A 19340-nucleotide genomic window follows, 5' to 3' on the forward strand; every position below is an offset into this window, starting at 1 on the left:
GAGACGGGTCAGGCGACGAAGTCGGCGCTGACCTCGGCGGTGACCTCGATGTCGTCCGGGTGCAGGTCGAACGCCACGGGGCCGCCCGACGAGAACGTCGCGACGGCACGGGCCAGGCCGAACGGGCTGCCTCCACCGGGAGCGCCGGGCCGCAACCCCGGCTCGAAGACCGACTGCAGCGTCGGCCGACCGAGCCCGAGCGCCTCGGCGTAGTCGCCGGCCCGGGTGACCGCGTCGGCGATCGCGGCGACCCGCACGGCCTTCTCGACCTCGGGCCGGCGGTCGTGGCTGAGCGACCACTCGATCCACTCGACGGTGACGCCCGGTTCGACGGCGACGTCGCCCACCCACGACGCCAACGCGTCGAAGTCGCTGAACCGCACGTCGACGGCGGCCCGGGTGCGGAACCGCACCACCGAGGAGGCGCGGGTCGCGTCGGCCCCGTCGCCCCGGTCGGTCGTCGCCTCGGTCTCGACCGCGACCGTGACGCTCTGTGCGCTCCACCAGGTGGCGGCCTCCTGGCGGCGCCAGGCAGTGGCCTGTTCGGTGAGGCGGGAGTGCACCGCGGCGGTGTCGCGGACGACCTCCTCGCGGTCGTCGCCGTCGAAGCCCACGGCGAGGTGGACGACGCCGCGCTCGGCACGGTGGCGGTGGGTGGCGGAACCGGACACCGAGAGCGTCGCCATCGCGCGCCTCCTTCGTTCGTCGGGTGGTGCGGGGCCGGGTGGGGCCCGGTGGTCAGTCGGCGGAGGCGGCCTCGCCGGCCACCACGGAGGCACCGCCGTCGACCACCGGCGCGGCGGTGACGCGACCGATGAACGCGTTGAGGTCGTCGAGTTCTTCTTGCGAGATGCCGTGGGCCAGCCCGGGGTAGACGGTCTGCTCGGCGTCGGCGTGCGTCTCGAGCCAGGCGGACGTGCGCTCGACGGCGTCGGCGGGGATGACCTGGTCGACGTCGCCGCGACCGTAGAAGACGGCGGGGCGGGCGGCCGTGACGGCGTCGTCGCGTGCGGCCGCGCGCTCGAGCGTGGCGTCGTCGCCCGCGGCGGGGACCACGAACCCGGCGAGCACGGCCGCGAACGCGAACCGCTCGGGCGCGTGACGGAGCAGCTGCAGCGAGAGCGACCCGCCCTGCGAGAACCCGAGCAGGCTGACGGACGGATGGTGCGCCCCGAGCGAGTCGAGCCAGGCGAGCACGGCCTCGGCCGCGTCGTCGACGGCGCCCGGATCGGGTGCGCCGGGAGTCGACAGCGAGTACCACGAGAAGCCGTCGCCGTGGGGCAGTGGTGCCCGCAGCGACGCGACCACGAACTGCTGCGGCAGGTAGGGGGCGAGCGCGATCAGGTCGCCCTCGTGCGAGCCCACGCCGTGCAGCAACACGAGCAGGGGACGCCCGTCACGCTCGGCCTCGACGGCGGACCACTGGACGAGGGACGGGTCGATCTGCACCATGGGCCGAGCCTAGCGACGGGTGCCGACATCGGGGCCGGTGCTGTTCGCCCGTAGCGTCACGTCACGCGATCGGGCCCCCGAGCCGGTAAGAATGGCCCATGAGCTCCGTGCGGACACCCGACCCCGACCCCAATCCCGGCTGGCTCTCGGAGGACGAGCTCTTCCAGGCGCGTCAGCACCTGCCGATCCTCTACGTCGAGGCCGTGCCCGTGCGGACCGACGGCCTGGGGGTCGTGACCGAGGTCGGGGTGCTGCTCCGCGCCTCCGACGAGGGGTCGATCTCGCGCATGCTCGTGTCGGGCCGGGTGATGTACGGCGAGAGCCTGCGCACCGCGCTGTTCCGCCACCTCGAGAAAGACCTGGGGCCGATGGCCTTCCCCCAGCTGCCGCCGTCTCCGGTGCCGTTCCAGGTCGCCGAGTACTTCCCGCTGCCCGGTTCGTCGGTCTACACCGACCCTCGTCAGCACGCGGTGTCGCTCGCGTACGTGGTGCCCGTCACGGGCACGTGCGACCCGCGGCAGGACGCCCTCGAGCTCACCTGGCTGACGCCGCACCAGGCCGCCTCCGACGAGGTCGCCGCCGAGATGGAGGGCGGGCGCGGCACCCTGCTGAGCAGCGCCCTCGCCTCCGTCGGCGCCCTGCACTAGCGGCGCTCGCAACACCCCCGGCGCGGCGTGACACCCGCGGATCTCGGGGTGTCTCGCCGGTTCGGGGGTGTCGCCCAGCGCCTCTCCACAGGCGAGGAGGCGCTGGCCCCGTCCCTGACGGCGCTCGGCCAGGCTGGACCGATGCGCGACACGTCAGGCCTGCTCATCCGTCGGTCCCGGCTCGTCGACGACGGCGTGGATGCCTCGTCCATCGAGCGGGACGCGCGACGTGGCCTCGCGGTGAGGCTCGCCGCCGGCGTGTACGTCCGGACGGACGACTGGCGGTCGCTCGGCCCGGCGTCGCAGCACACCGCCCGCGTGCACGCGGTGCTGCCCCGGCTCGGACCGGACGCCGTCGTCTCCCACGAGTCCGCCCTCGCCATTCGGGGGTTTCCGCTGCTGGGCGAGTGGCCTCGGAGGGTGCACGTCGTGGCACGTCAGCGCGCTCGTGACAAGGTGACCGGGTCCGTCCACCAGCACGCGGCGCCCCTCGGCGACGGCGAGATCGACACGGTCGACGGGTTGCCGGTGGTGGGTGCCGCCCGCGCGGCCGTCGACAGCGTGCGCCGGCGCGACCTGCGCGGGGCGACCGTCGTGCTCGACCACGGGCTGCACGCGGGTGCGTACGACCGGTCCGCGCTCGAGGCCGCCCTGGCCGCACGGCCCGGGGTGCCCGGGCGTCGTCGGGCGGCGGTCGCCGTCGCGTTCGCCGACGGGCGGTCCGAGTCGCCGGGTGAGTCGCTGAGTCGGGCGGGCATGAGGGCCGCCGGGCTCACGGGGCCCGTGTTGCAGGCCCGGTTCCCGGTGACGGGCCCCCTGATCGGCTTCGTGGACTTCTGGTGGCCGCAGTTCGGCGTCATCGGCGAGTTCGACGGCGAGGTGAAGTACCGCGACGAACGGATGCGGGCCGGGCGCAGCCCCGAGCAGGTCGTGATCGACGAGAAGCGGCGCGAGGACGATCTGCGAGCGCTGCCCGGCGTGCGCACGGTCGTCCGATGGACCTGGGGCGACGCCCTGCGCGCCGAGCCCATGGTGCGGGCCCTCGCGCGCGCCGGGGTGCGCTGAGGGGGCTGGCAGCGCAACACCCCCGAACCGGCGTGACACCCTCGGATCAGAGGGTGTCACGCCGGTTCGGGGGTGTGGTAGCCGGTCGGGTCAGCGACCGCCGCGCTGGCCGCCGCCGGTGCGGGCCTTGCCGCCCACGAGGCCGCCGACCTTGAGCGAGCCGGGACGGCCGCCCTCGGACGAGGCGCGGCGTCCGCCGCTGCGCTGGCCGCCGTCACGCTGGCCGCCCTCGCGCGAGCCGCCGAGCGACGCGGCGAACTCGGCCTGGTCGTTGCGGACGGCGTTGGTGCGGCTCTGGCCGCCGTCGCTCTGGGTGCCGCTGCTCTGGGCGCGGCGACCGGTCTGGCGGGTGCCACGGGTCTCGTCGCGAGCACCGTCGCGCGTGCCACGGGCGTCGTCGCGGACGGGCGTGGACGAACCGCGGCCCGACTCGGTCGAGTAGAAGGTCGAGGCGCCACCGCGGGGAGCGGCGTCGCGGCGGGCGCCGTCGCGGCCACCCTGGCGGCCGCCGTCACGCGAGCCACCCGAACGACCGGCACCGGCACCGGCGCGACCGGCGTCGGAACCGCGACCCGCGCCTCCTTGGCTGGGGCGACCCGAACGGTCCTGGCGGGCGATGGGGTTGCCCTGCGAGTCCTGACGGGCGGCGCGCTTGCGCTGGGCGTTCGCGCCCTGCGAGCGTCCGCCGCCACCCTGCTGCTGCTGGACGGCAGCCTTGGGCGAGGGCTTGACGTAGGCGGCGACCTGGCCGACGAGGGCGTCGACCTCGGGCGAGTTCGGCGTCACGGCGGTGATGGTCGGGCGGATGTCCGCCTTCTTCATCAGCTGGGCGACGTCGCGCTTCTGGCTGGGGATGACGAGGGTGACGACGTCGCCCTCGGCTCCGGCGCGGGCGGTGCGGCCCGAGCGGTGCAGGTACGCCTTGTGCTCGGTCGGCGGGTCGACGTGGATGACGAGCTCGATGTCGTCGACGTGCACGCCACGGGCGGCGACGTCGGTGGCGACGAGCACGCGGGCCGAACCGTCCTGGAAGGCGGCGAGGTTGCGGTCGCGCTGCGGCTGCGACAGGTTGCCGTGCAGGTCGACCGAGGGGATGCCCGACTCGGTGAGCTTCTTGGCGAGCTTCTTCGCGTGGTGCTTGGTGCGCATGAAGAGGATGCGACGGCCCTGGCCGCTCGCGAGCTTCTGGATGAGCGCGTTCTTGCTGTCGACGTCGGGCGTCTCGAAGACGTGGTGGGTCATCTTGGCGACGGGCGAGTTGGCCTCGTCGACCGAGTGCAGCACCTCGTTGTGGAGGAACTGCTTGACCAGCTTGTCCACGCCGTTGTCGAGGGTGGCGCTGAAGAGCAGGCGCTGGCCGTCGTTCGGGGTGGCCTTGAGGATGCGCGTGACGCCGGGCAGGAAGCCCAGGTCGGCCATGTGGTCGGCCTCGTCGAGGACGGTGATCTCGATGGCGTCGAGCTTGACGAAGCCCTGCTTCATGAGGTCTTCGAGGCGGCCGGGGCAGGCGATGATGATGTCGACGCCGGCCTTGAGGGCCTGCACCTGACGGTTCTGCGAGACGCCGCCGAAGATCGTGGTGGTGCGCATGCCGTAGGCCTCGGCGAGCGGGGCGAGGACGGCGTCGATCTGCGTGGCGAGCTCGCGGGTGGGGGCGAGGACGAGGCCGAGGGGGCGACCGGCGCGACGGTTGCCGCCGGCCAGCTTGCCGCCGAGGCGTGCGGCCATGGGGATGGAGAAGGCGAGGGTCTTGCCCGAGCCGGTCTTGCCGCGGCCGAGGACGTCGCGACCGCCGAGCGTGTCGGGCAGCGTGTCGACCTGGATCGGGAACGCGGTGGTCTTGCCTTCTGCGGCGAGCGACTTCACGATCGGGGCGGGCACGCCCAGCGAGCTGAAGGTGACGGCGTCGGCCGTCTCGTCGACGCTCGTGGCGCCGGTGGTGTTCTCGGTGTCGAGGGTGTTCGTTGACATGTGGTGCACCTTTCGGGGCATCGGTGTCGAGCCGGGCCGAGGCTGCCTGGCCGCCTGCTGGTGAGGAGGCACGTCGGGGACGTGCTCGCACGAGGGCGGGGCAGTGCCGGGAGGACGGCTGTCGTAGCCGGGCTCGAGGTGTGGCGACGGTGCAGGTGTGCACGATCGTTTCGCCGCAGAGTGAGCTTCGCGCGCCTGCTGGTCTGCCTGGGTGTGTGCCAGGACGGAGAGGCGGTGAGGGGCGTGCTACGACGCAGGGAGCCGATCGGGCCGGCTCGCAAGTGACCCCAGCCTAGCGGCTGGCGCCGGAAAACGCGACGGGTGTGGTTGTGCACGGCCGTGCGGGGCGCCGCGTGGCGGCGCCGGGGACGAGCCGAGGAGGCGCGGGTCGTCCCCTCGGGACGCCTCGCCCCCACCGCGCCTCCTGACGTCCGACCTGCCTCCGCTACGAGAACAGGCGCCGGATGGCCTTGCCCAGCGCCGTGCGTCGGCGGTGCCAGCCGTGGGCCTCGAGCGTGCGCTTGACCGGGCCGACGACCTTCGCCGAGTTGAACGTGTACGAGCCGCTGACCGAGCCGCGCTGCCGCTCGACGCCGATCTCGGACCTCTTGTACTCGGAGGTCTCGGGGATCAGGGTGATGCGCAGCCGGTACGACTGCTCCCGGCTGCCGAACGGCCCCGATGCCTTGTCGTAGACCCAGGTGAAGACGATGCGTCCGCCCTCGATGCTCGTGGTGAAGGGATGCTCGGGTCGCGAGCCGAGGTCGAGCAGCGCCTGCGTCACGACCTCAGGGCTCGACGGGCTCGACGGGGTCGAGGGGCTCGACGGGGTGGTGGGCGGCGTCGTCGGGGTCATGATCCGACGCTAGTCGACGTGCGCGCGAGGATCGACCTGTCGTTCTACCGCCCGGACGACGTGGTTGGCTACGCGTCGGGGGCGCGAGGGCCGCGGCTCCGGGGGCACGCACCGCGGTCTCCTCCTCGTCCGGAAGGTCTGCACCCATGCGCACATCGACAGTCGTCTCGAGCGTGATCACCGCCTCCGTCCTGGCGACGGCCCTGGTCGGATGCACCGCTTCGGCCTCGATCGACCGGACCGTGTCGTCCAGCGCCTTCGCCACCACGGTCGCCGACGCCCTCGAGAAGGAGGTCGGCACCCGCCCCGACGTCGACTGCGGCGACGACGCGGTCTCCGTCGTCGACCAGGCGGAGGTGCACTGCGACGTCAGGACCCCGGGCTCCGACGTCGTCTACGACTCGGTCTCGGTGATCAGCACGGACGGCGGTGACGACTACGGCGTCGCGGTGGAGGTCGACTCCGAGCCGAAGGGCTAGGCGCAGACCAGCCCGCGGGGTTCGAGCGGTGCGCGCGTCCGCTCGCGGGGCTGGAGCGGTGCGCGCGTCCGCCTGCGGGCCCCGATCAGTGCGCGCGCCCGTACCGTTCGCCGACGGGGATCTCGACCGCGACGGTGTTGCCGGGCTGGGCGAGCGGGCAGGCCCAGGCGGGGTCGTAGGCGCAGCTGGGGTTGTACGCGAAGTTGAAGTCGAGCACGATCGTGCCGGGTTCGCCGCCGGCGCCGAGGTCGGCGCCCTTGACCGAGTCGATCAGGTAGCGCCCTCCGCCGTAGGTGCCGCCGGGCTTGCCCGCCAGCGCGTCCTTGACCGGGATGAACAGGCCGCCGGCGTACTGCGCCAGCTTCCACACGTCGAGGCTGCCGACGCCGGGCACGTCGGCCACGCCGACGAGGTCGAAGAGCACGTCGCCGTCGGTGCCGGTCTCGACCACCATGCGTCGCGGTTCCGCCGACTCGACCGACACCTCGAAGCGCCAGGCCGGGTCGTACGGCTTCGTCGGTAGGCCGGTGAAGTCGGGGCGGTCCTCGGGCAGCAGCGGGGTCGAGGGGTGCGTCGAGAACAGCTCGTCGCGGGTGCGTCGCCACAGGTCGTGCGCCGCCGCCAGGTCGGTCGCCTCGCGCACGTCGCGGTAGAGCCCGTGGATCGTCCGCCGCCACGAGGCGATGTCGAGCGCTCCCTGGGCGGGCCTCGGGGCGGTGCTGGCGGCGGCGTCGGCGGTGGTCTCGGCAGAGGCGTCGACGCCGGTGTCGGCGGTGGTCTCACCGGTGGACGAGGAGGCGCGGGTCGGGTCGGTCACCTCTGCCACCGTACGCAGGCGGTCGCCCCGCCGCCCGTGGCTCGCTCACAGGCAGGTCGCCCGTCCACAGCTCGCCGTCCCGGCCGCGGCGGACGGTGCTCCCTGGCTACGCTCGCCCCATGACGACCGACACCACGACTCCCGACCCCACCGTCACCCCGGCCGACCTGGCGCGGTTGCACCGCGCGATCGAGGTCGCGCAGCAGGCTCGCGACCACGGCAACCATCCCTTCGGTTCCCTGGTGCTCACGGCCGACGGAGACGTGGTCGAGGCCGAGAACACGGTCGTCACCGAGGGCGACCCGACGGGCCACGCCGAGATGAACCTCGTCCGGCTCGTCGCGCAGCGGTTCGACAAGTCGACGCTCAAGGCCGCGACCCTCTACACGAGCACCGAACCGTGCGCGATGTGTGCCGGAGCGATCCACTGGGCCGGCATCGGCCGCGTCGTCTACGCGCTCGCCGAGCAGCAGTTGCTCGGCATGGTCACCGAGCAAGAGGGCGAATCCACGCTCGACCTGCCCTGCCGCGAGGTCTTCGCGCGTGGCGGCGGCGCGGTGTCGGTGTCGGGGCCGGCCCTGTTCGACGAGGCCTCGGCCGTGCACGCCGGCTTCTGGGGCTGACGCGGAGCGGTCGACGCGCGACGGCCGACGCGCGACGGCCAGCCCGGCACGGTCGAACTGTGACGGCCAGCCCGGCACGGTCGACCTGCGACGGCCGACCTGCCACGGCTGAGTGCTGCTCCGGACCGCGCCGCGGGTCAGACGTGCTTCGGGTGGGTCGACGCCCCGCGCCAGGTCGGGGCGAGCGCCTTCATCCGCAGGGCGCGCCACTGCCAGGTCGCCCAGAGCCCGGGCCAGAGCACGAGGCCCAACGGCCCGGCGTGGAACTCGAGCCGGTCGCGCAGCAGCGTGTGGCCCGGACCGTCCGGCACGACGGCCATCCGGTGGTTGATGCGCATGCGGGCGAACTGGCCACTCGTGCCACGCCCGGTGTCTCGCTGGATCCACGCACCGTCGCGCTCGTGCCAGTCGAGGTCGACGTGCGTGCTGCCGAGCGGCAGGACGCCGAGGATGCTCGCCGACACCGGGTGCGCCTCCTCGGTCCAGCGGTCGGGGAAGCCCGACGGCGACTCGGACCGGTAGACGACCAGCGGCTTCGTCACGGCGACCATCACCCGAGGGTCGCGCAGGGCGTCGGTCGCGACATCGACGGGGCAGGCGAGGCGGAGCTTGAGCTGCACGTGCATGCCCCGATCCAACTCCCGCCGCCTGATCGCACGTCACGTCGCGTCACGCACGGGCGACGTCCGAGTGCGGCTGCCTACGCTGGTCGGATGAGTCCGCACGGCCAGCAGAAGTACCAGGTGAGGTTCGACCACGGCGTGGCCGGAGCCGCCCGCATCGCCCCGGGCGCGCACGTCCTCGTCGTGGTCGACGTGCTCGACGGGCACGGCACGCTGACGCGGGACGAGACCGTGCGCGTCGTCGCCGGTCTGCCCGAGGTCGCGAGCGGGGCCGACGTCCTGGTCGTCACCGGCGCCGGGGCGGCACCCGAGGTGGCCCGGCACGTGGTCGAGCGTCAGGCCCGACGAGGCGACCGTGCCCTCGTGGCGATCGTCGCCGCGGGGGCGGTCGACGCGGACGGGTTCCGGCCCGCCGTCGAGGACCAGCTCGCCGCCGGGGCGGTGGTCGACGCGCTCGCCGCGGTCGGCATCGACTTCTCGTCGCCCGAGGCCGCCGTCGCCTGCGCCGCCTCCGGGGCGCTCGCCCGGGCCTCGTCGCACCTGCTGACGGCCTCGGCCTCGGCGGCCGAGCTGGTCGCCACCGACCGAGGCGACGTGGTCGACGCGGCCCGCGCCTCCTCGTCCTCCGCTGCCCTCGCCGTCGTGGCCCCGTCGGGCTCCCGAGGGGAATTCACCCCCTCGGCGTAGCGTTGAGGCCAGAGCGACCCGAACGTCGCCCCGACCGCAGGAGGAACCATGAAGGCAGTGCTCACCGACGGAACCGTCGTCGCCGAGGCCCCGAAGGACGAGCTGATCTCGATCGAGGGCAACTGGTACTTCCCGCCCGCGAGCGTGAACTCCGACCTGCTGACCGAGAGCCCCACCCAGTACCACTGCCCGTGGAAGGGCGACACGCAGTACTTCAGCGTCACGTCGGGCGACGACCTGCTGCAGGACCGTGCCTGGAGCTACCCGACCCCGATCCCGACCTCGTTCGACCGCGTCGGCAAGGACTACTCGGGCTACGTCGCCTTCTGGAAGGACGTCTCGGTCGTCGACTGACCGACCGTCGCCTCCGTGCTCGATGCGGCCCCAGCCGGGGCCGCACCGCTCACGCCGCCACGTACTCGACAACCCGCCACCGAATCGCGTGGCGGGTTGTTCAGTTCGTGGCGTAGAGGGGCAGAGAGCGATCGTGGGCGGCAGGTCGGGGCGGCAAGCCGAAGCGGTGGCCGAGCGGGGCGGCCCGGCGACCGGAGCGCACGAAAGGCCTGCGCGGCTCCCTGCTCAGGCGCGGGCGGCGCGGGCCCGGTGCGCCCGGACCTTGGCCCGGTTGCCGCACCGCTGCATCGAGCACCAGCGGCGGCTGCCCGCGCGCGACTCGTCGAAGAAGACGAGCCCGCACGCCTCGTTCGTGCACCGACGGAGGCGCGAGTCCGGTCCGCCGACGAAGCCGACGGCCGTGAAGAGGGTCACCGCGTCGCGCGCGACCGACGCCATCGCCTGCCCGAGCCGCAGGCGCCCGGCCCCGGCCTGGCGTCGTCCGCCCTCGAGCGACGGCGGGACGTCGGGCAGGGCCGCGAACAGGTTGAGGGTGTCGACGTCGTCGGGGTCGGTCGAGGTGCCGTCGGCCGCGGCGACCGCGAGCCGGGCGACCGCGTCGCGCAGGCCCCGGGCGTCGGCGAGCTCGCGATCCCCCGCCGAGCCCGCGATGCCGTCGAAGCGCTCGCCGATCCAGTCGTCGAGGTCGGCGGGCAGCAGGAGGCCGTCCCAGGGGGTCGACCCGTCGGCGGGCAGGTCGAGGCCCGACTCCGGGCCGAACCGCGACCCGGCACGGAACCCGCCGAGGTACGCGAAGTCGAGGCTGAGCGCGCCCGAGTCGAAGAACCACCGGGTGTCGGTGTCGGATCTGAGCCACTGTCCGGTCTGCACCTGACCACCCTAACCGGTTACGCGCCTCCTGACGGCCCTCGTCCCGCCCGGACCGGGCCCGGGAGGCGCGGTGTCAGACCGCGCGCTTCGTCCAGGTGATGAGGTGGGCCGGGTCGTACCGCCGCGAGCACTTCCCGCAGGCGAGTGGTCGCGCCGGTTGACGGTAGCGGTAGTGCTCGTGCCCCGCCGGACAGACCCCGACCCACGGGGCGAGCTCGCTGGCGATGGCTCCGTCGTGCAGGCGCGAGCCGACGTAGCCCAGGTCGGTGGCGACGGCCTTCCACCGGGGACCGTGACCGGCGCGGGAGCCGGCGAGGGCGTGGGCGACCTCGTGGAGCAGCACCTGGTGGATCTCGTCGTCGTCGTAGCGGCCGGCGAGGTGCCGCGAGACCGTGATGCGCTTGGTCGTGTAGTTGCACAGGCCCGCGCGCGTCTTGGCGTTGTCGAAGCCGAAGGTCCACACGGCGGGGTCGAGGTGCAGGTCGATGAGCGCGGCGGCCCAGCGCCGCACCCGGTCGAGGTCGGCCACGTCGAGGTCAGGAGGCGCGGGTCAGCGCCGCGGGAACGGCCAGGTGGTGGGCTCGTCGTCGCGCGGGAGGCCGTCCACCACGCCGGTCACGCCGGTGCCGCCCGTGCGGGGTCGCTCCCCGGTACGGCCCTCGTCGGCGCCGCGACGCTCGGCGTCGCCCCGCCGCTCGGCGTCGAACTCGTCGGAGTCGCGGTCGCGGTGACCCGCGGCACGCTCGGCGAGGTGGCTGATCTTGCCCCAGAGCCCACCGTCGCGTGGTGCGGCCGGAGCCGTCGCGGCGACCTTCTCGGCGCGGGCGGCGGCGGCCTCGGCCACCGGCGACGCGGCGGCCTCGTCGGGCATGGACTCGGGGTCGAAGCTGATCGCGGCGGTGCGCGCGGCGTCCATGGGCTGGCGGGCGGGGACGACGTCGGCCCCCGCGCCGTCGCCGGCGGCCGCGGCCGCGGTGCCCGCGGGCACCTCCGGAGCAGAAGCCGGGGCGGGAGCGGACGCCGGCGTCGACGTGGGCGCACCACCGTAGAGCGAGGCGATGCCGTCGAAGCGGGGCACCTGGGTCCGGCCCTGGGATCGGGCCGGGGCAGGGGCCGACGTCGGCGACGCGGTCAGGGGCTGGAGCGGCACCGGGTTCGTGTCACCCACGGCCGGGGCCTCGAGTCGTGGCTGCGGGCCGGTGTCGCTGAGGTAGGCGCGCATGACGCCCTCGATCGCGACGCGCAGGCCGTTCGTCCGGTCGCGCGGGGCACCGGACGCCTCGTACGCCTCGAGCGCCTTGGCCAGGGTCTCGCGCGCCTCTTCGTTGCGGCCCAGGTCGTAGAGCGTGTAGCCCTCGAGCTCGGCGGCGGCGGCCTCGAGCTCGCGCCATTCTTCGGTGGCGGCCGTGATGCGGCTGGTGTGCAGGTCGTTCAGTGCACGGTCGAGCTTGCCCTGCTCGCGGAAGATGTGGGCCCGTCGGATGCGGGCCGCCGTCGAGTCGGCCCGGTCGCCGGTGAAGTGCGCCAGACGGAACGCCTCTTCGGCGATGGCCAGGGCTTCGTCGAGGCGGCCGAGCAGGCGCAGCAGGTCGGCGCGCTCGCCGAGGGCGGCGGTGCTGCGGCTCTGGCCCAGGGCGGCGAGGCGGGCCTCGGCGACGGGCACGTCGACGGCCGTGCGCAGGCTGACGGGGTCGAAGCCGCCGGCACCACCGGTCCCGCGCACGACGGGCGCGGCGAACCCCGGCGGCACGGTCTGGGGGCGGGCGCTGCCGGGTGCTGTCGTGTCGGGTCGGTCGTGCTGGCTCATCGAGTACGAGGGTAACCGCCCGGCCCCCGAACAGGCCGCGCGGCGCGCAGCGTGTGAGCGAGTGTCGGGGTCGGTGTGCGGAACCCGCCCCGCGCCTCCTGGGGCCGGTGTGCGGAACCCGACCCGCGCCTCCTCCGGTGGCGCCCGCCGGGTCAGGGGGCCGGGGTGAGGGGGACGCTGACGATGCGGTCGTCGCCGGCGCTCGGCGTGCCGCGCCCGTCCGTGTTGTTCGTCACGAGCCAGAGGGTGCCGTCGGGACCGGGCAGGACGTCGCGGATGCGGCCGAGCGACCGGTCGCCGGCGAAGAGTTCGGTCGGCACGGCCTCGGAGCCGGGAGCCACCTGGATCTCGAACAGCTTCTCGCCGCCGAGCCCGGCCAGGTAGAGCGTCGTGCCGACCGCCGTGAGGCCGCTCGGGCTGGCGTCGTCGGTCGACCACTGCAGCACCGGGTCCGCGAAGCCCGCGACGTCGCCGCGCCCCTCGACGTCCGGCCAGCCGTAGTTCGCCCCGGGCTCGAGCGCGTTGAGCTCGTCGTAGGTGTTCTGCCCGAACTCGGCCGCCCAGGCGGCGCCGGTGGCGTCCCAGGCGATGCCCTGCGGGTTGCGGTGGCCGAGCGAGTAGACGAGCGACCCGGGTTCGGGGTTGTCGTCGGGCACGCCGCCGATCGCGGTCGCGCGCAGCACCTTTCCGCCGAGCGAGCCGGGGTCCTGGGCGTTCGGCCGCTGGTTCGCGTCGCCGGTCGTCACGTACAGGGCCCCGTCCGGGCCGAACGCGATGCGGCCGCCGTCGTGGTTGCTCGCCCTGGGGATGCCCGTGATCACCGTCTCCTGCTCGCCCAGGCCGTACGAGCCGACCTCACCCGTGATCGGCGCGCGCACGACGCGGTTGTCGTCGGCGGTGGTGGCGTAGGCGTAGAGGTACGACGGCGAACCCGCGAGCACGGCCAGGCCGAGCAACCCGCCCTCGCCCTCGTGCACGACCCCGCCGATGGTGCCGGCCTCGCGCGTGCTGCCGTCGGCGAGCAGTTCGAGCACGGTGCCGGTGTCGCGCAGGCTGACGAACGACGACCCGGTGTCGAGTCGCACGACCGACCAGGGGGCGGCCAGGTCCGTGGCGACGTCGGTCGTCACGGCGTCGGCCGCGACGGTGACGGCGGTCGCGTCGGCGGTCGGCGCGACCGGACCGGGTCCGGCGGCGGCCGTCGGGTCGGTCGGGGTCTCAGACGCCGGACGCGTGGCGGCCGGACCGCCCGAACCCGGGGCGTCGTCCCCGGTGGAGCAGCCGACGAGCAGGACGGCGGTGACCGCCGCCATCGTGCCGACGGCGAACCGGTGCCGTGCGGTGCGGGGTGTCGTGATCATGATCGCGCCTCCTGCGTCCCAGGCAAGCCGATGGGCGCGACGGCCGCATCGGTCGTCACCACACCGTGACCGCCTTCGCAGCCCGTGCCCAGCCGAGGGGCGAACCCGTGCCCAGCCGAGGGGCGAGCCGGTGCCCAGCCGAGGGGCGAACCCGTACCCAGCCGACGGGCGACCCGGTGCCCGACCGCCGGCAGGTGGCTACGCGCGGGGGCTCAGCTCGGCGCGCAGCGGCCAGTCCTGGCCTTCGAGGATCAACTGGGCGCCCGCTCCGGTGCGCACGTTGACCACGATCGGCGCGAGCAGGTTGACGGTCATGCCGGTCGACGCGGGTGTCGCGACGACGAGCAGCAGGGCGTCGGCGGCGTCCTGCAGGTCGAGGGTGGCGGACTGGTCGTCCGACACGACGGGCGAGTAGTCGGGCAGGTGCACCGACGCGTCGAGCACGAACAGTCGCACCTCGGACCCGTTCGCCCGCAGGGCGAAGAGCCCGTGGGCGCCGTCGATGCGCTCGAGCGAGAAGTCGGTGAGCGGCTCGAGACCGAACGGAGGCGCGACGAACGTCACGACGGAGCCCGCGACCTCGCGGGCGGCGTTCGCGCTCATCGGAGGAAGTCCATCAGCGTGGGCTGCAGCACCTTGGCGGTGACCGCGAGGGCCGCCTGGTACGAGGTGTTCTGCATCTGCAGGTCGAGCACGGCCTCGCCGAGATCGAGGTCCATGATGCCGGCGCGCTGCGCCTCCAGCGTGGTCTTGGTGTCCAAGAGGGTGTCCTCGGCTCTCAGGATCTGGGACTGTCGTGCCCCGATGTCGGACTGTACGCCGCGCACGGCCGTCAACCGGGCGTCGACCTCGGTGAGCCGCGTGCGGACGTTGACGCGGGCCCGCAGGTCGGTGGCGATGCGGTCGAGCATGCTGAAGACCGAGTCGGCGCCGGTGCCGAAGGCGGCGGCTCCGTCGGCGTCGACGCGCACGTCGGTCTCGACGCCGATCTGGCGGGTGACCGACGAGCCCGGGGTGCCGGTGTAGCTGAAGTCGGGGCGGAAGGCGACGCCCGCGTCCGACGTGCCGGCGAAGACGCTGCGGCCGTTGTACGAGGTGTTCGCCACGGCGAGCAGGTCGGCCTTGAGACCGTCGATCTCGGTCGCGATGGCGTCGAGGGCGGGTTGCGACAGCGCGCCGGTGTTGGCGCCCTGCACCGTGAGGTCGCGCACCTTCTTGAGCACGTCGTCGGTGGACGACAGCGCCGAGTCTGCCAGCGAGAGCCACCCGTTGCCGTCGCCGACGTTGCGGGAGAACTGCACGTTGGCCGCCTGCTCGGCCTTGACCCGCAGGGCGTCCGCCGTGCCGGCCGGATCGTCCGACGGCTTCGAGATGCGGTCGAGGCTCGCGGCCCGCTGCTGGGCCTGGTCGACCCGGTACGAGCTGGTCTGCAGGTTGCGCTGCGCGGTGAGCATGGCCATCTGGTTCGTGGTGCGGGTGATCATCGGTTACCTCCCGACCCGTCCCATGCCGTTGATCAACGTGTCGAGCATCTCGTCGATCGCGGTCATGACGCGGGCCGCGCCCTGGTAGGCGTGCTGATAGGTGAGCAGGTTGACGTTCTCCTCGTCGAGGCTGACCCCGGCGGTCGAGAGCTGGCGACCCTTGGCGGACGTCGCCGCGAGGTCGGTGAGGGTCGAGCGGTCGGCCTCGGTGCGGGCCGTGGCCCCGATCGTGCTGACGATCGAGCCCCAGGCGCGGTCGGGCGATCCGGTCGAGAGTCCGATCCGGCCGACGGCGCGGGCGATCGACCCGTCGAGGGCGCCTCCCGTGCCGTTGCCCGACGCGATGGTCGAGGCGCCGGTCGGCAGCACGGTGAGGCCGCGCGCCGCGGGCACCCCGGCGGTGAGGGCGAAGAAGTCGTGGCCCGTGGTGCCGTCGGCGGTCGTGCCGGTCGCGTGCACGGCGTTCACCTGGCTGGCGAGCTGGGTCGCGAGGGCGTCGTAGCTCGCGGCGGCCTCGGCCAGCACCCCGCCGGTGCCGCCGGGCGCGGCCGGGGCGAGCACCGACAGCGAACCGGCGATGCTGCCGCCGTCGAGCGAGATCGGGTCGCCGGCGCGGTGGGTCCACTCGAGCGAGACCCCCGAGGAGGCGGTGGCCAGCGTGTAGTCGCCGGTCACCCTCACCTGGCGGGCCGAGTCGCCCGACACGAGGGCGTTGCCGCCGACCAGGACGTCGACCGTGCCGTCCGCGTTGTCGCGCACCGTGCCTCCGGCGAGCGTCGCGATCTTCTCGGTCAGTGCCGAGCGGGCGTCCACCAGTTCGTTGGTGCTGACGCCCTGCTGGGTCGCGGTGCGGATGCGCACGTTGAGGTCGGCCACCTGGGTCGCGGCCGAGTTGAGTTGCGAGGCGAGGCCGTCGAGCTGCTGACGCTGCGAGGTCCACTGGTCGTCGACGGCCTTGTAGCCGGTCGAGAGGGTCTGGGCGATCGTGTTCGCCTGGCCGAGCAGGACGGCCGCGGGGGCCGCCGCCGAGGGGTCGTTCGACACGTCCTGCCAGGCGGACCAGAACTTCGTCAGCTGCGAGGCGATGCCGGTCGTGCTGGGCTCGTTCAGGGACGACTCCAGGGCGGCCGTGACCGACGCCCGCACGCCCTGGTAGCCGGCTGCCCCGGCGGCGCCGCGGACCTGGGCGTCGGCGAACCGGTCGCCGATGCGGGCGATGCCGTCGACCGACACGCCCTGTCCGGGCTGGACGCCGTTCGAGAACACGCCCACGCGGGCGGCCGCCTCGATCGAGGACTGCGTGACCCGTTGCCGCGTGTAGCCCTCGGTGTTGACGTTGGCGATGTTCTGGCCGACCACGTCGAGCCCGGTGCGGGCCGCGGTGAGCCCGCGGTAGGCGGTGGCCAGGCTGCCGAAGGTGCTCACCACGTCAGAGCCGCCCGTCGAAGAGGTGACCGCCGGAGGCGCTGGCCGAGCTCGCGTGACCGGTCTGGCCCGTCGCGTCGTACGTCGCGGTCGCGGGGCCCGTGGACGCGGTGGCCAGGGTCTCCTGCGTGGCGCGGGCGGCGGCCCGCAGGAAGCGTTCGTTCTCGTCGCGCAGCTGGGCGATGCGCCCGGTCAGCTCGGTCATGGCGCGGAGGTGGGCGGTGAAGATCTCGCCCCACGGGCCGGAGGGTGCCGCGGAGATGATCTCGCGCAGGGGGGCCTCCTCGTCGGTGCCCCACTCGCGGGCGACGGCCGACACCTCGACGCTGCGCTCGAGCCCCGCGGAACGGAGGCGACCGAGCACCTGCTCGACCTCGCGCGTGGCGTGGTCGACCCAGCGGCTGCGGCCCGCGGTGAGCAGCAGTTGCTCCTCCTCGAGCTTGAAGGTCAGCAGCTCGAGCAGCTCGCGCTCTCGCCAGAGCAGCGCGGAGAGTTCGTTCGCGCCCATGGGGGCCTCCTCGGTCGGTCGCATCGGGGTGTCGGGTTCGTCGTCCGTCGGCGAGGAGTGCCCGGCGTCCTCTGCACCGGTGACTATCGGCGGAGGCGCGGGGCCCGTTAGTCATCGGCCCGAACCCTGCACCTAGCCTTAAAGCATCGCTCGGAGGAAGGGGCGTTCCGACCCAGTACGGGGGTGAGGGCACGAGGTGTGTCCCCCGAAGAGATGACGGTCGTTCCCCCGCACTGGGGGCAGTCCCGGCCTGCCGCCGCCCCCCTCCGGCTCGGTAGCGTTGCAGAGCAGCGACGGGCCCCCGACGGGTCGGTCGCCACGCATCATCTGCGGTCCGGACGACGTCTCGTCCGGTGCACCGCGCCTCCTCGGCGAACCCTGTCGACGTGCCCTGATCAGAGGGCCGTTCGTCGCGCCCGGAGTCACGATCACCGGACCACGAGGTCCCCTATCGCACTGGGAGTCGCGATGAACCGCACCGAACGGAACGCCATGGTGGTGGAGAACCTGCCACTGGTCGGCTACCTCGTCTCGGAGGTGTGCGCCCGCGCCACCCACCTGTCGCGTGACGACCTCGCCTCGGTCGGTGCCGTCGCCCTCGTCCAGGCCGCCGACGCCTTCGACCCCACCCTCGGCATCCCGTTCGGCGCCTACGCCCGCACCCGCATCGTCGGCGCGTTCGCCGACGACATGCGCTCGGGGGACTGGGCCAGCCGCGGCACCCGCAAGCGCATCAAGGAGACCCTGGCCGTCCAGGAGGCGCTCACCGCGACCCTGGGACGCGCCCCGAGCGTCGACGAGATCGCCGGAGCCCTCGGCGTCGACCGCCAGACGGCGGCCGGTGCCCTGACCGACGCGGCCCGCACGGTCTCGGCCCTCGACGACACCGTCGCGGACCACCTCGCGGCCGACCTGCCGCTGCCCGAGGAGAACCTGCTCGTCTCGGAGCGCAGCCGCTACGTCGCCGCCGCGGTCGAGGCCCTGCCCGAGCGCATGCGCCTGATCGTCGAGGGCGTCTACTTCGGCGACCGCACGGTCACCGAGATCGCCGACGAGCTCGGCATCACCCACAGCGCCGTCTCGCAGCAGCGCACCGAGGCGGTCCGCCTGCTGCGCGACGCCCTCGAGTCGCACTACGCCGACGACCCCGACGCCGAGTTCACGCCGGTCTCGAAGACCGCGCCGGCCCGCCGCAGCGCCTACCTGTCGCGCGTCGCGACGAACGCCGCCGTCGGCATCGCCCGCGCCATGCGCGAGCCCGACGCCGCCGGCATCAGCACGGCGGTCTGAGATCGCCCGAAAAAACTTCTGCGGCTGACTTACAGCCGCGGTCGACCGGCCGACAGTAGCCGGTGTCAGCCCACGGATGGGCCGACGAACACCACCCAGTCACGGAGGAGAACACCATGGGTATGCAGATCAACACCAACCTCGCGGCCAACAACACCTACCGCAACCTCAACAGCACGCAGAACGACCTGTCGAAGAGCCTCGAGAAGCTCTCCAGCGGTCTTCGCATCAACCGTGCCGCTGACGACGCGGCGGGTCTCGCGATCTCCGAGGGCCTGCGCTCGCAGGTCGGCGGACTCACGGTGGCCGCACGTAACGCCCAGGACGGCATCTCGGTCGTCCAGACCGCGGAAGGCGGCCTGACGGAGGTCCACTCGATCCTCCAGCGTGTCCGCGACCTCGCTGTCCAGTCGGGCAACGACTCGAACAACGCCGACGCTCGTACGGCGATCCAGACCGAGGTCACGGCCCTCGGCGACGAACTGACCCGCATCGGCAACTCGACCAACTTCAACGGAATCGACCTGCTCAACAGTGCCGGCTCGCTGACGTTCCAGGTCGGAGCCGGCTCGACGGCTGCGAACGACCAGATCTCGGTGAACCTCACCGACATCACGGCCGTCGCGACCGCCGTCAAGGCGCTCACGTTCGACTCGTCGGCCAACGCCCTCACCTCGATCGCCGCCATCGACACGCAGATCAAGGACGTGTCGTCGGCCCGTTCCGAGCTCGGTGCCGTGCAGAACCGCTTCGAGCACTCCATCGCGTCGACCAACGTCGCGAAGGAGAACCTCACGGCGGCTCAGTCGCGCATCCGCGACGTGGACATGGCCGAGGAAATGGTCAAGTACACCCGCTCGAACGTGCTCAGCCAGGCCGGCACCGCGATGCTGGCCCAGGCGAACCAGAGCAGCCAGGGCGTGCTGTCGCTCCTCCGCTAGTCGTAGCCGAGGAGGGTCCCGAGCTCCCAGCCCGGGCCTGACCCACCACCTCACCGCGGTTCGAGACCGGGTGGCGTCGA

The 19340-nt window shown here is 73.5% G+C and carries 22 protein-coding genes; 8 read left to right on the forward strand and 14 right to left on the reverse strand.

The window, feature by feature from the left end; genetic code table 11:
* Positions 1-8: 8 nt before the first annotated feature.
* Both OVA02_RS03230 and OVA02_RS03235 read right to left on the reverse strand, forming a co-directional pair.
* Positions 9-686 carry an SIMPL domain-containing protein gene (locus OVA02_RS03230; RefSeq protein ID WP_123571340.1) on the reverse strand — a complete coding sequence of 226 codons (678 nt, stop codon included), beginning with the start codon at positions 684-686 and terminating at the stop codon, positions 9-11.
* Positions 687-738: 52 nt separating this feature from the next.
* Entirely contained in the window at positions 739-1452 is a 714-nt protein-coding gene (locus tag OVA02_RS03235) for an alpha/beta hydrolase (RefSeq protein WP_267659251.1), read from the reverse strand.
* Between the two features lie 98 nt (positions 1453-1550).
* Between OVA02_RS03235 and OVA02_RS03240 the strand changes: the two genes are divergently transcribed.
* Positions 1551-2099, forward strand: coding sequence for an NUDIX hydrolase family protein (locus OVA02_RS03240; RefSeq protein WP_267659252.1), 549 nt, complete (start codon positions 1551-1553; stop codon positions 2097-2099).
* 141 nt (positions 2100-2240) lie between these two features.
* The gene (locus OVA02_RS03245; protein WP_267659253.1) at positions 2241-3164 is read left to right on the forward strand and encodes a type IV toxin-antitoxin system AbiEi family antitoxin domain-containing protein; all 924 of its coding nucleotides are present in this window, start codon (positions 2241-2243) and stop codon (positions 3162-3164) included.
* Between the two features lie 90 nt (positions 3165-3254).
* Here OVA02_RS03245 and OVA02_RS03250 read toward each other — a convergent pair whose 3' ends face one another.
* Together OVA02_RS03250 and OVA02_RS03255 are read right to left on the reverse strand one after the other, a co-directional pair.
* A complete protein-coding gene (locus OVA02_RS03250; RefSeq protein ID WP_267659254.1) occupies positions 3255-5135 on the reverse strand; it encodes a DEAD/DEAH box helicase in 1881 nt (626 codons plus the stop codon).
* 445 nt (positions 5136-5580) lie between these two features.
* Positions 5581-5991: a hypothetical protein gene (locus OVA02_RS03255; protein ID WP_267659255.1), complete on the reverse strand. Its 411-nt coding sequence runs from the start codon at positions 5989-5991 to the stop codon at positions 5581-5583.
* Between the two features lie 146 nt (positions 5992-6137).
* Between OVA02_RS03255 and OVA02_RS03260 the strand changes: the two genes are divergently transcribed.
* Positions 6138-6470: a hypothetical protein gene (locus OVA02_RS03260; RefSeq protein ID WP_157485181.1), complete on the forward strand. Its 333-nt coding sequence runs from the start codon at positions 6138-6140 to the stop codon at positions 6468-6470.
* Positions 6471-6555: 85 nt separating this feature from the next.
* Here OVA02_RS03260 and OVA02_RS03265 read toward each other — a convergent pair whose 3' ends face one another.
* The gene (locus OVA02_RS03265) at positions 6556-7155 is read right to left on the reverse strand and encodes a DUF1684 domain-containing protein (RefSeq protein WP_267659672.1); all 600 of its coding nucleotides are present in this window, start codon (positions 7153-7155) and stop codon (positions 6556-6558) included.
* Positions 7156-7406: 251 nt separating this feature from the next.
* Between OVA02_RS03265 and OVA02_RS03270 the strand changes: the two genes are divergently transcribed.
* Positions 7407-7910 carry a nucleoside deaminase gene (locus OVA02_RS03270; RefSeq protein WP_267659256.1) on the forward strand — a complete coding sequence of 168 codons (504 nt, stop codon included), beginning with the start codon at positions 7407-7409 and terminating at the stop codon, positions 7908-7910.
* A gap of 137 nt (positions 7911-8047) precedes the next feature.
* Here OVA02_RS03270 and OVA02_RS03275 read toward each other — a convergent pair whose 3' ends face one another.
* On the reverse strand, positions 8048-8536 hold the full coding sequence (locus OVA02_RS03275; protein WP_173153562.1) for a hypothetical protein: 489 nt from the start codon (positions 8534-8536) through the stop codon (positions 8048-8050).
* Positions 8537-8623: 87 nt separating this feature from the next.
* On the opposite strand from OVA02_RS03275, the gene OVA02_RS03280 reads away from it, so the two are divergent.
* Together OVA02_RS03280 and OVA02_RS03285 are read left to right on the forward strand one after the other, a co-directional pair.
* Complete coding sequence (locus OVA02_RS03280) at positions 8624-9220, forward strand: hypothetical protein (protein WP_192122994.1); 597 nt, start codon at positions 8624-8626, stop codon at positions 9218-9220.
* Between the two features lie 48 nt (positions 9221-9268).
* The gene (locus OVA02_RS03285; RefSeq protein WP_267659257.1) at positions 9269-9574 is read left to right on the forward strand and encodes a DUF427 domain-containing protein; all 306 of its coding nucleotides are present in this window, start codon (positions 9269-9271) and stop codon (positions 9572-9574) included.
* A 225-nt stretch (positions 9575-9799) separates the two neighbouring features.
* Here the strand turns inward: OVA02_RS03285 and OVA02_RS03290 are convergent, their stop codons facing one another.
* From OVA02_RS03290 to OVA02_RS03325, 8 genes are all read right to left on the reverse strand, one after another.
* The gene (locus OVA02_RS03290; RefSeq protein WP_123571330.1) at positions 9800-10444 is read right to left on the reverse strand and encodes a CGNR zinc finger domain-containing protein; all 645 of its coding nucleotides are present in this window, start codon (positions 10442-10444) and stop codon (positions 9800-9802) included.
* 73 nt (positions 10445-10517) lie between these two features.
* Positions 10518-10973: a SprT-like domain-containing protein gene (locus OVA02_RS03295; RefSeq protein WP_056043729.1), complete on the reverse strand. Its 456-nt coding sequence runs from the start codon at positions 10971-10973 to the stop codon at positions 10518-10520.
* Positions 10974-10994: 21 nt separating this feature from the next.
* Positions 10995-12251, reverse strand: a complete 1257-nt coding sequence (locus OVA02_RS03300) for a hypothetical protein (protein WP_267659258.1) — start codon at positions 12249-12251, stop codon at positions 10995-10997.
* Between the two features lie 152 nt (positions 12252-12403).
* A complete protein-coding gene (locus OVA02_RS03305; protein WP_267659259.1) occupies positions 12404-13612 on the reverse strand; it encodes a PQQ-dependent sugar dehydrogenase in 1209 nt (402 codons plus the stop codon).
* A 198-nt stretch (positions 13613-13810) separates the two neighbouring features.
* Complete coding sequence (locus tag OVA02_RS03310) at positions 13811-14215, reverse strand: flagellar assembly protein FliW (protein ID WP_056043721.1); 405 nt, start codon at positions 14213-14215, stop codon at positions 13811-13813.
* Entirely contained in the window at positions 14212-15096 is an 885-nt protein-coding gene (gene flgL, locus OVA02_RS03315) for a flagellar hook-associated protein FlgL (RefSeq protein WP_267659260.1), read from the reverse strand. The genes OVA02_RS03310 and flgL overlap by 4 nt, the downstream gene beginning before the upstream one ends.
* A gap of 3 nt (positions 15097-15099) precedes the next feature.
* Positions 15100-16524 (reverse strand): flagellar hook-associated protein FlgK, encoded by a 1425-nt coding sequence (gene flgK / locus OVA02_RS03320; protein ID WP_307785097.1) that lies wholly within the window; start codon positions 16522-16524, stop codon positions 15100-15102.
* Position 16525: 1 nt separating this feature from the next.
* The gene (locus tag OVA02_RS03325; RefSeq protein WP_056043714.1) at positions 16526-17029 is read right to left on the reverse strand and encodes a flagellar protein FlgN; all 504 of its coding nucleotides are present in this window, start codon (positions 17027-17029) and stop codon (positions 16526-16528) included.
* A gap of 468 nt (positions 17030-17497) precedes the next feature.
* Here OVA02_RS03325 and OVA02_RS03330 point away from each other — a divergent pair, with 468 nt between their 5' ends.
* Together OVA02_RS03330 and OVA02_RS03335 are read left to right on the forward strand one after the other, a co-directional pair.
* The gene (locus OVA02_RS03330) at positions 17498-18319 is read left to right on the forward strand and encodes a sigma-70 family RNA polymerase sigma factor (RefSeq protein ID WP_056043710.1); all 822 of its coding nucleotides are present in this window, start codon (positions 17498-17500) and stop codon (positions 18317-18319) included.
* A gap of 116 nt (positions 18320-18435) precedes the next feature.
* A complete protein-coding gene (locus OVA02_RS03335; RefSeq protein WP_274598573.1) occupies positions 18436-19260 on the forward strand; it encodes a flagellin in 825 nt (274 codons plus the stop codon).
* Positions 19261-19340 lie beyond the last annotated feature (80 nt).

It is taken from the genome of Frigoribacterium sp. SL97, from assembly GCF_026625765.1.
Lineage (GTDB): Bacteria > Actinomycetota > Actinomycetes > Actinomycetales > Microbacteriaceae > Frigoribacterium.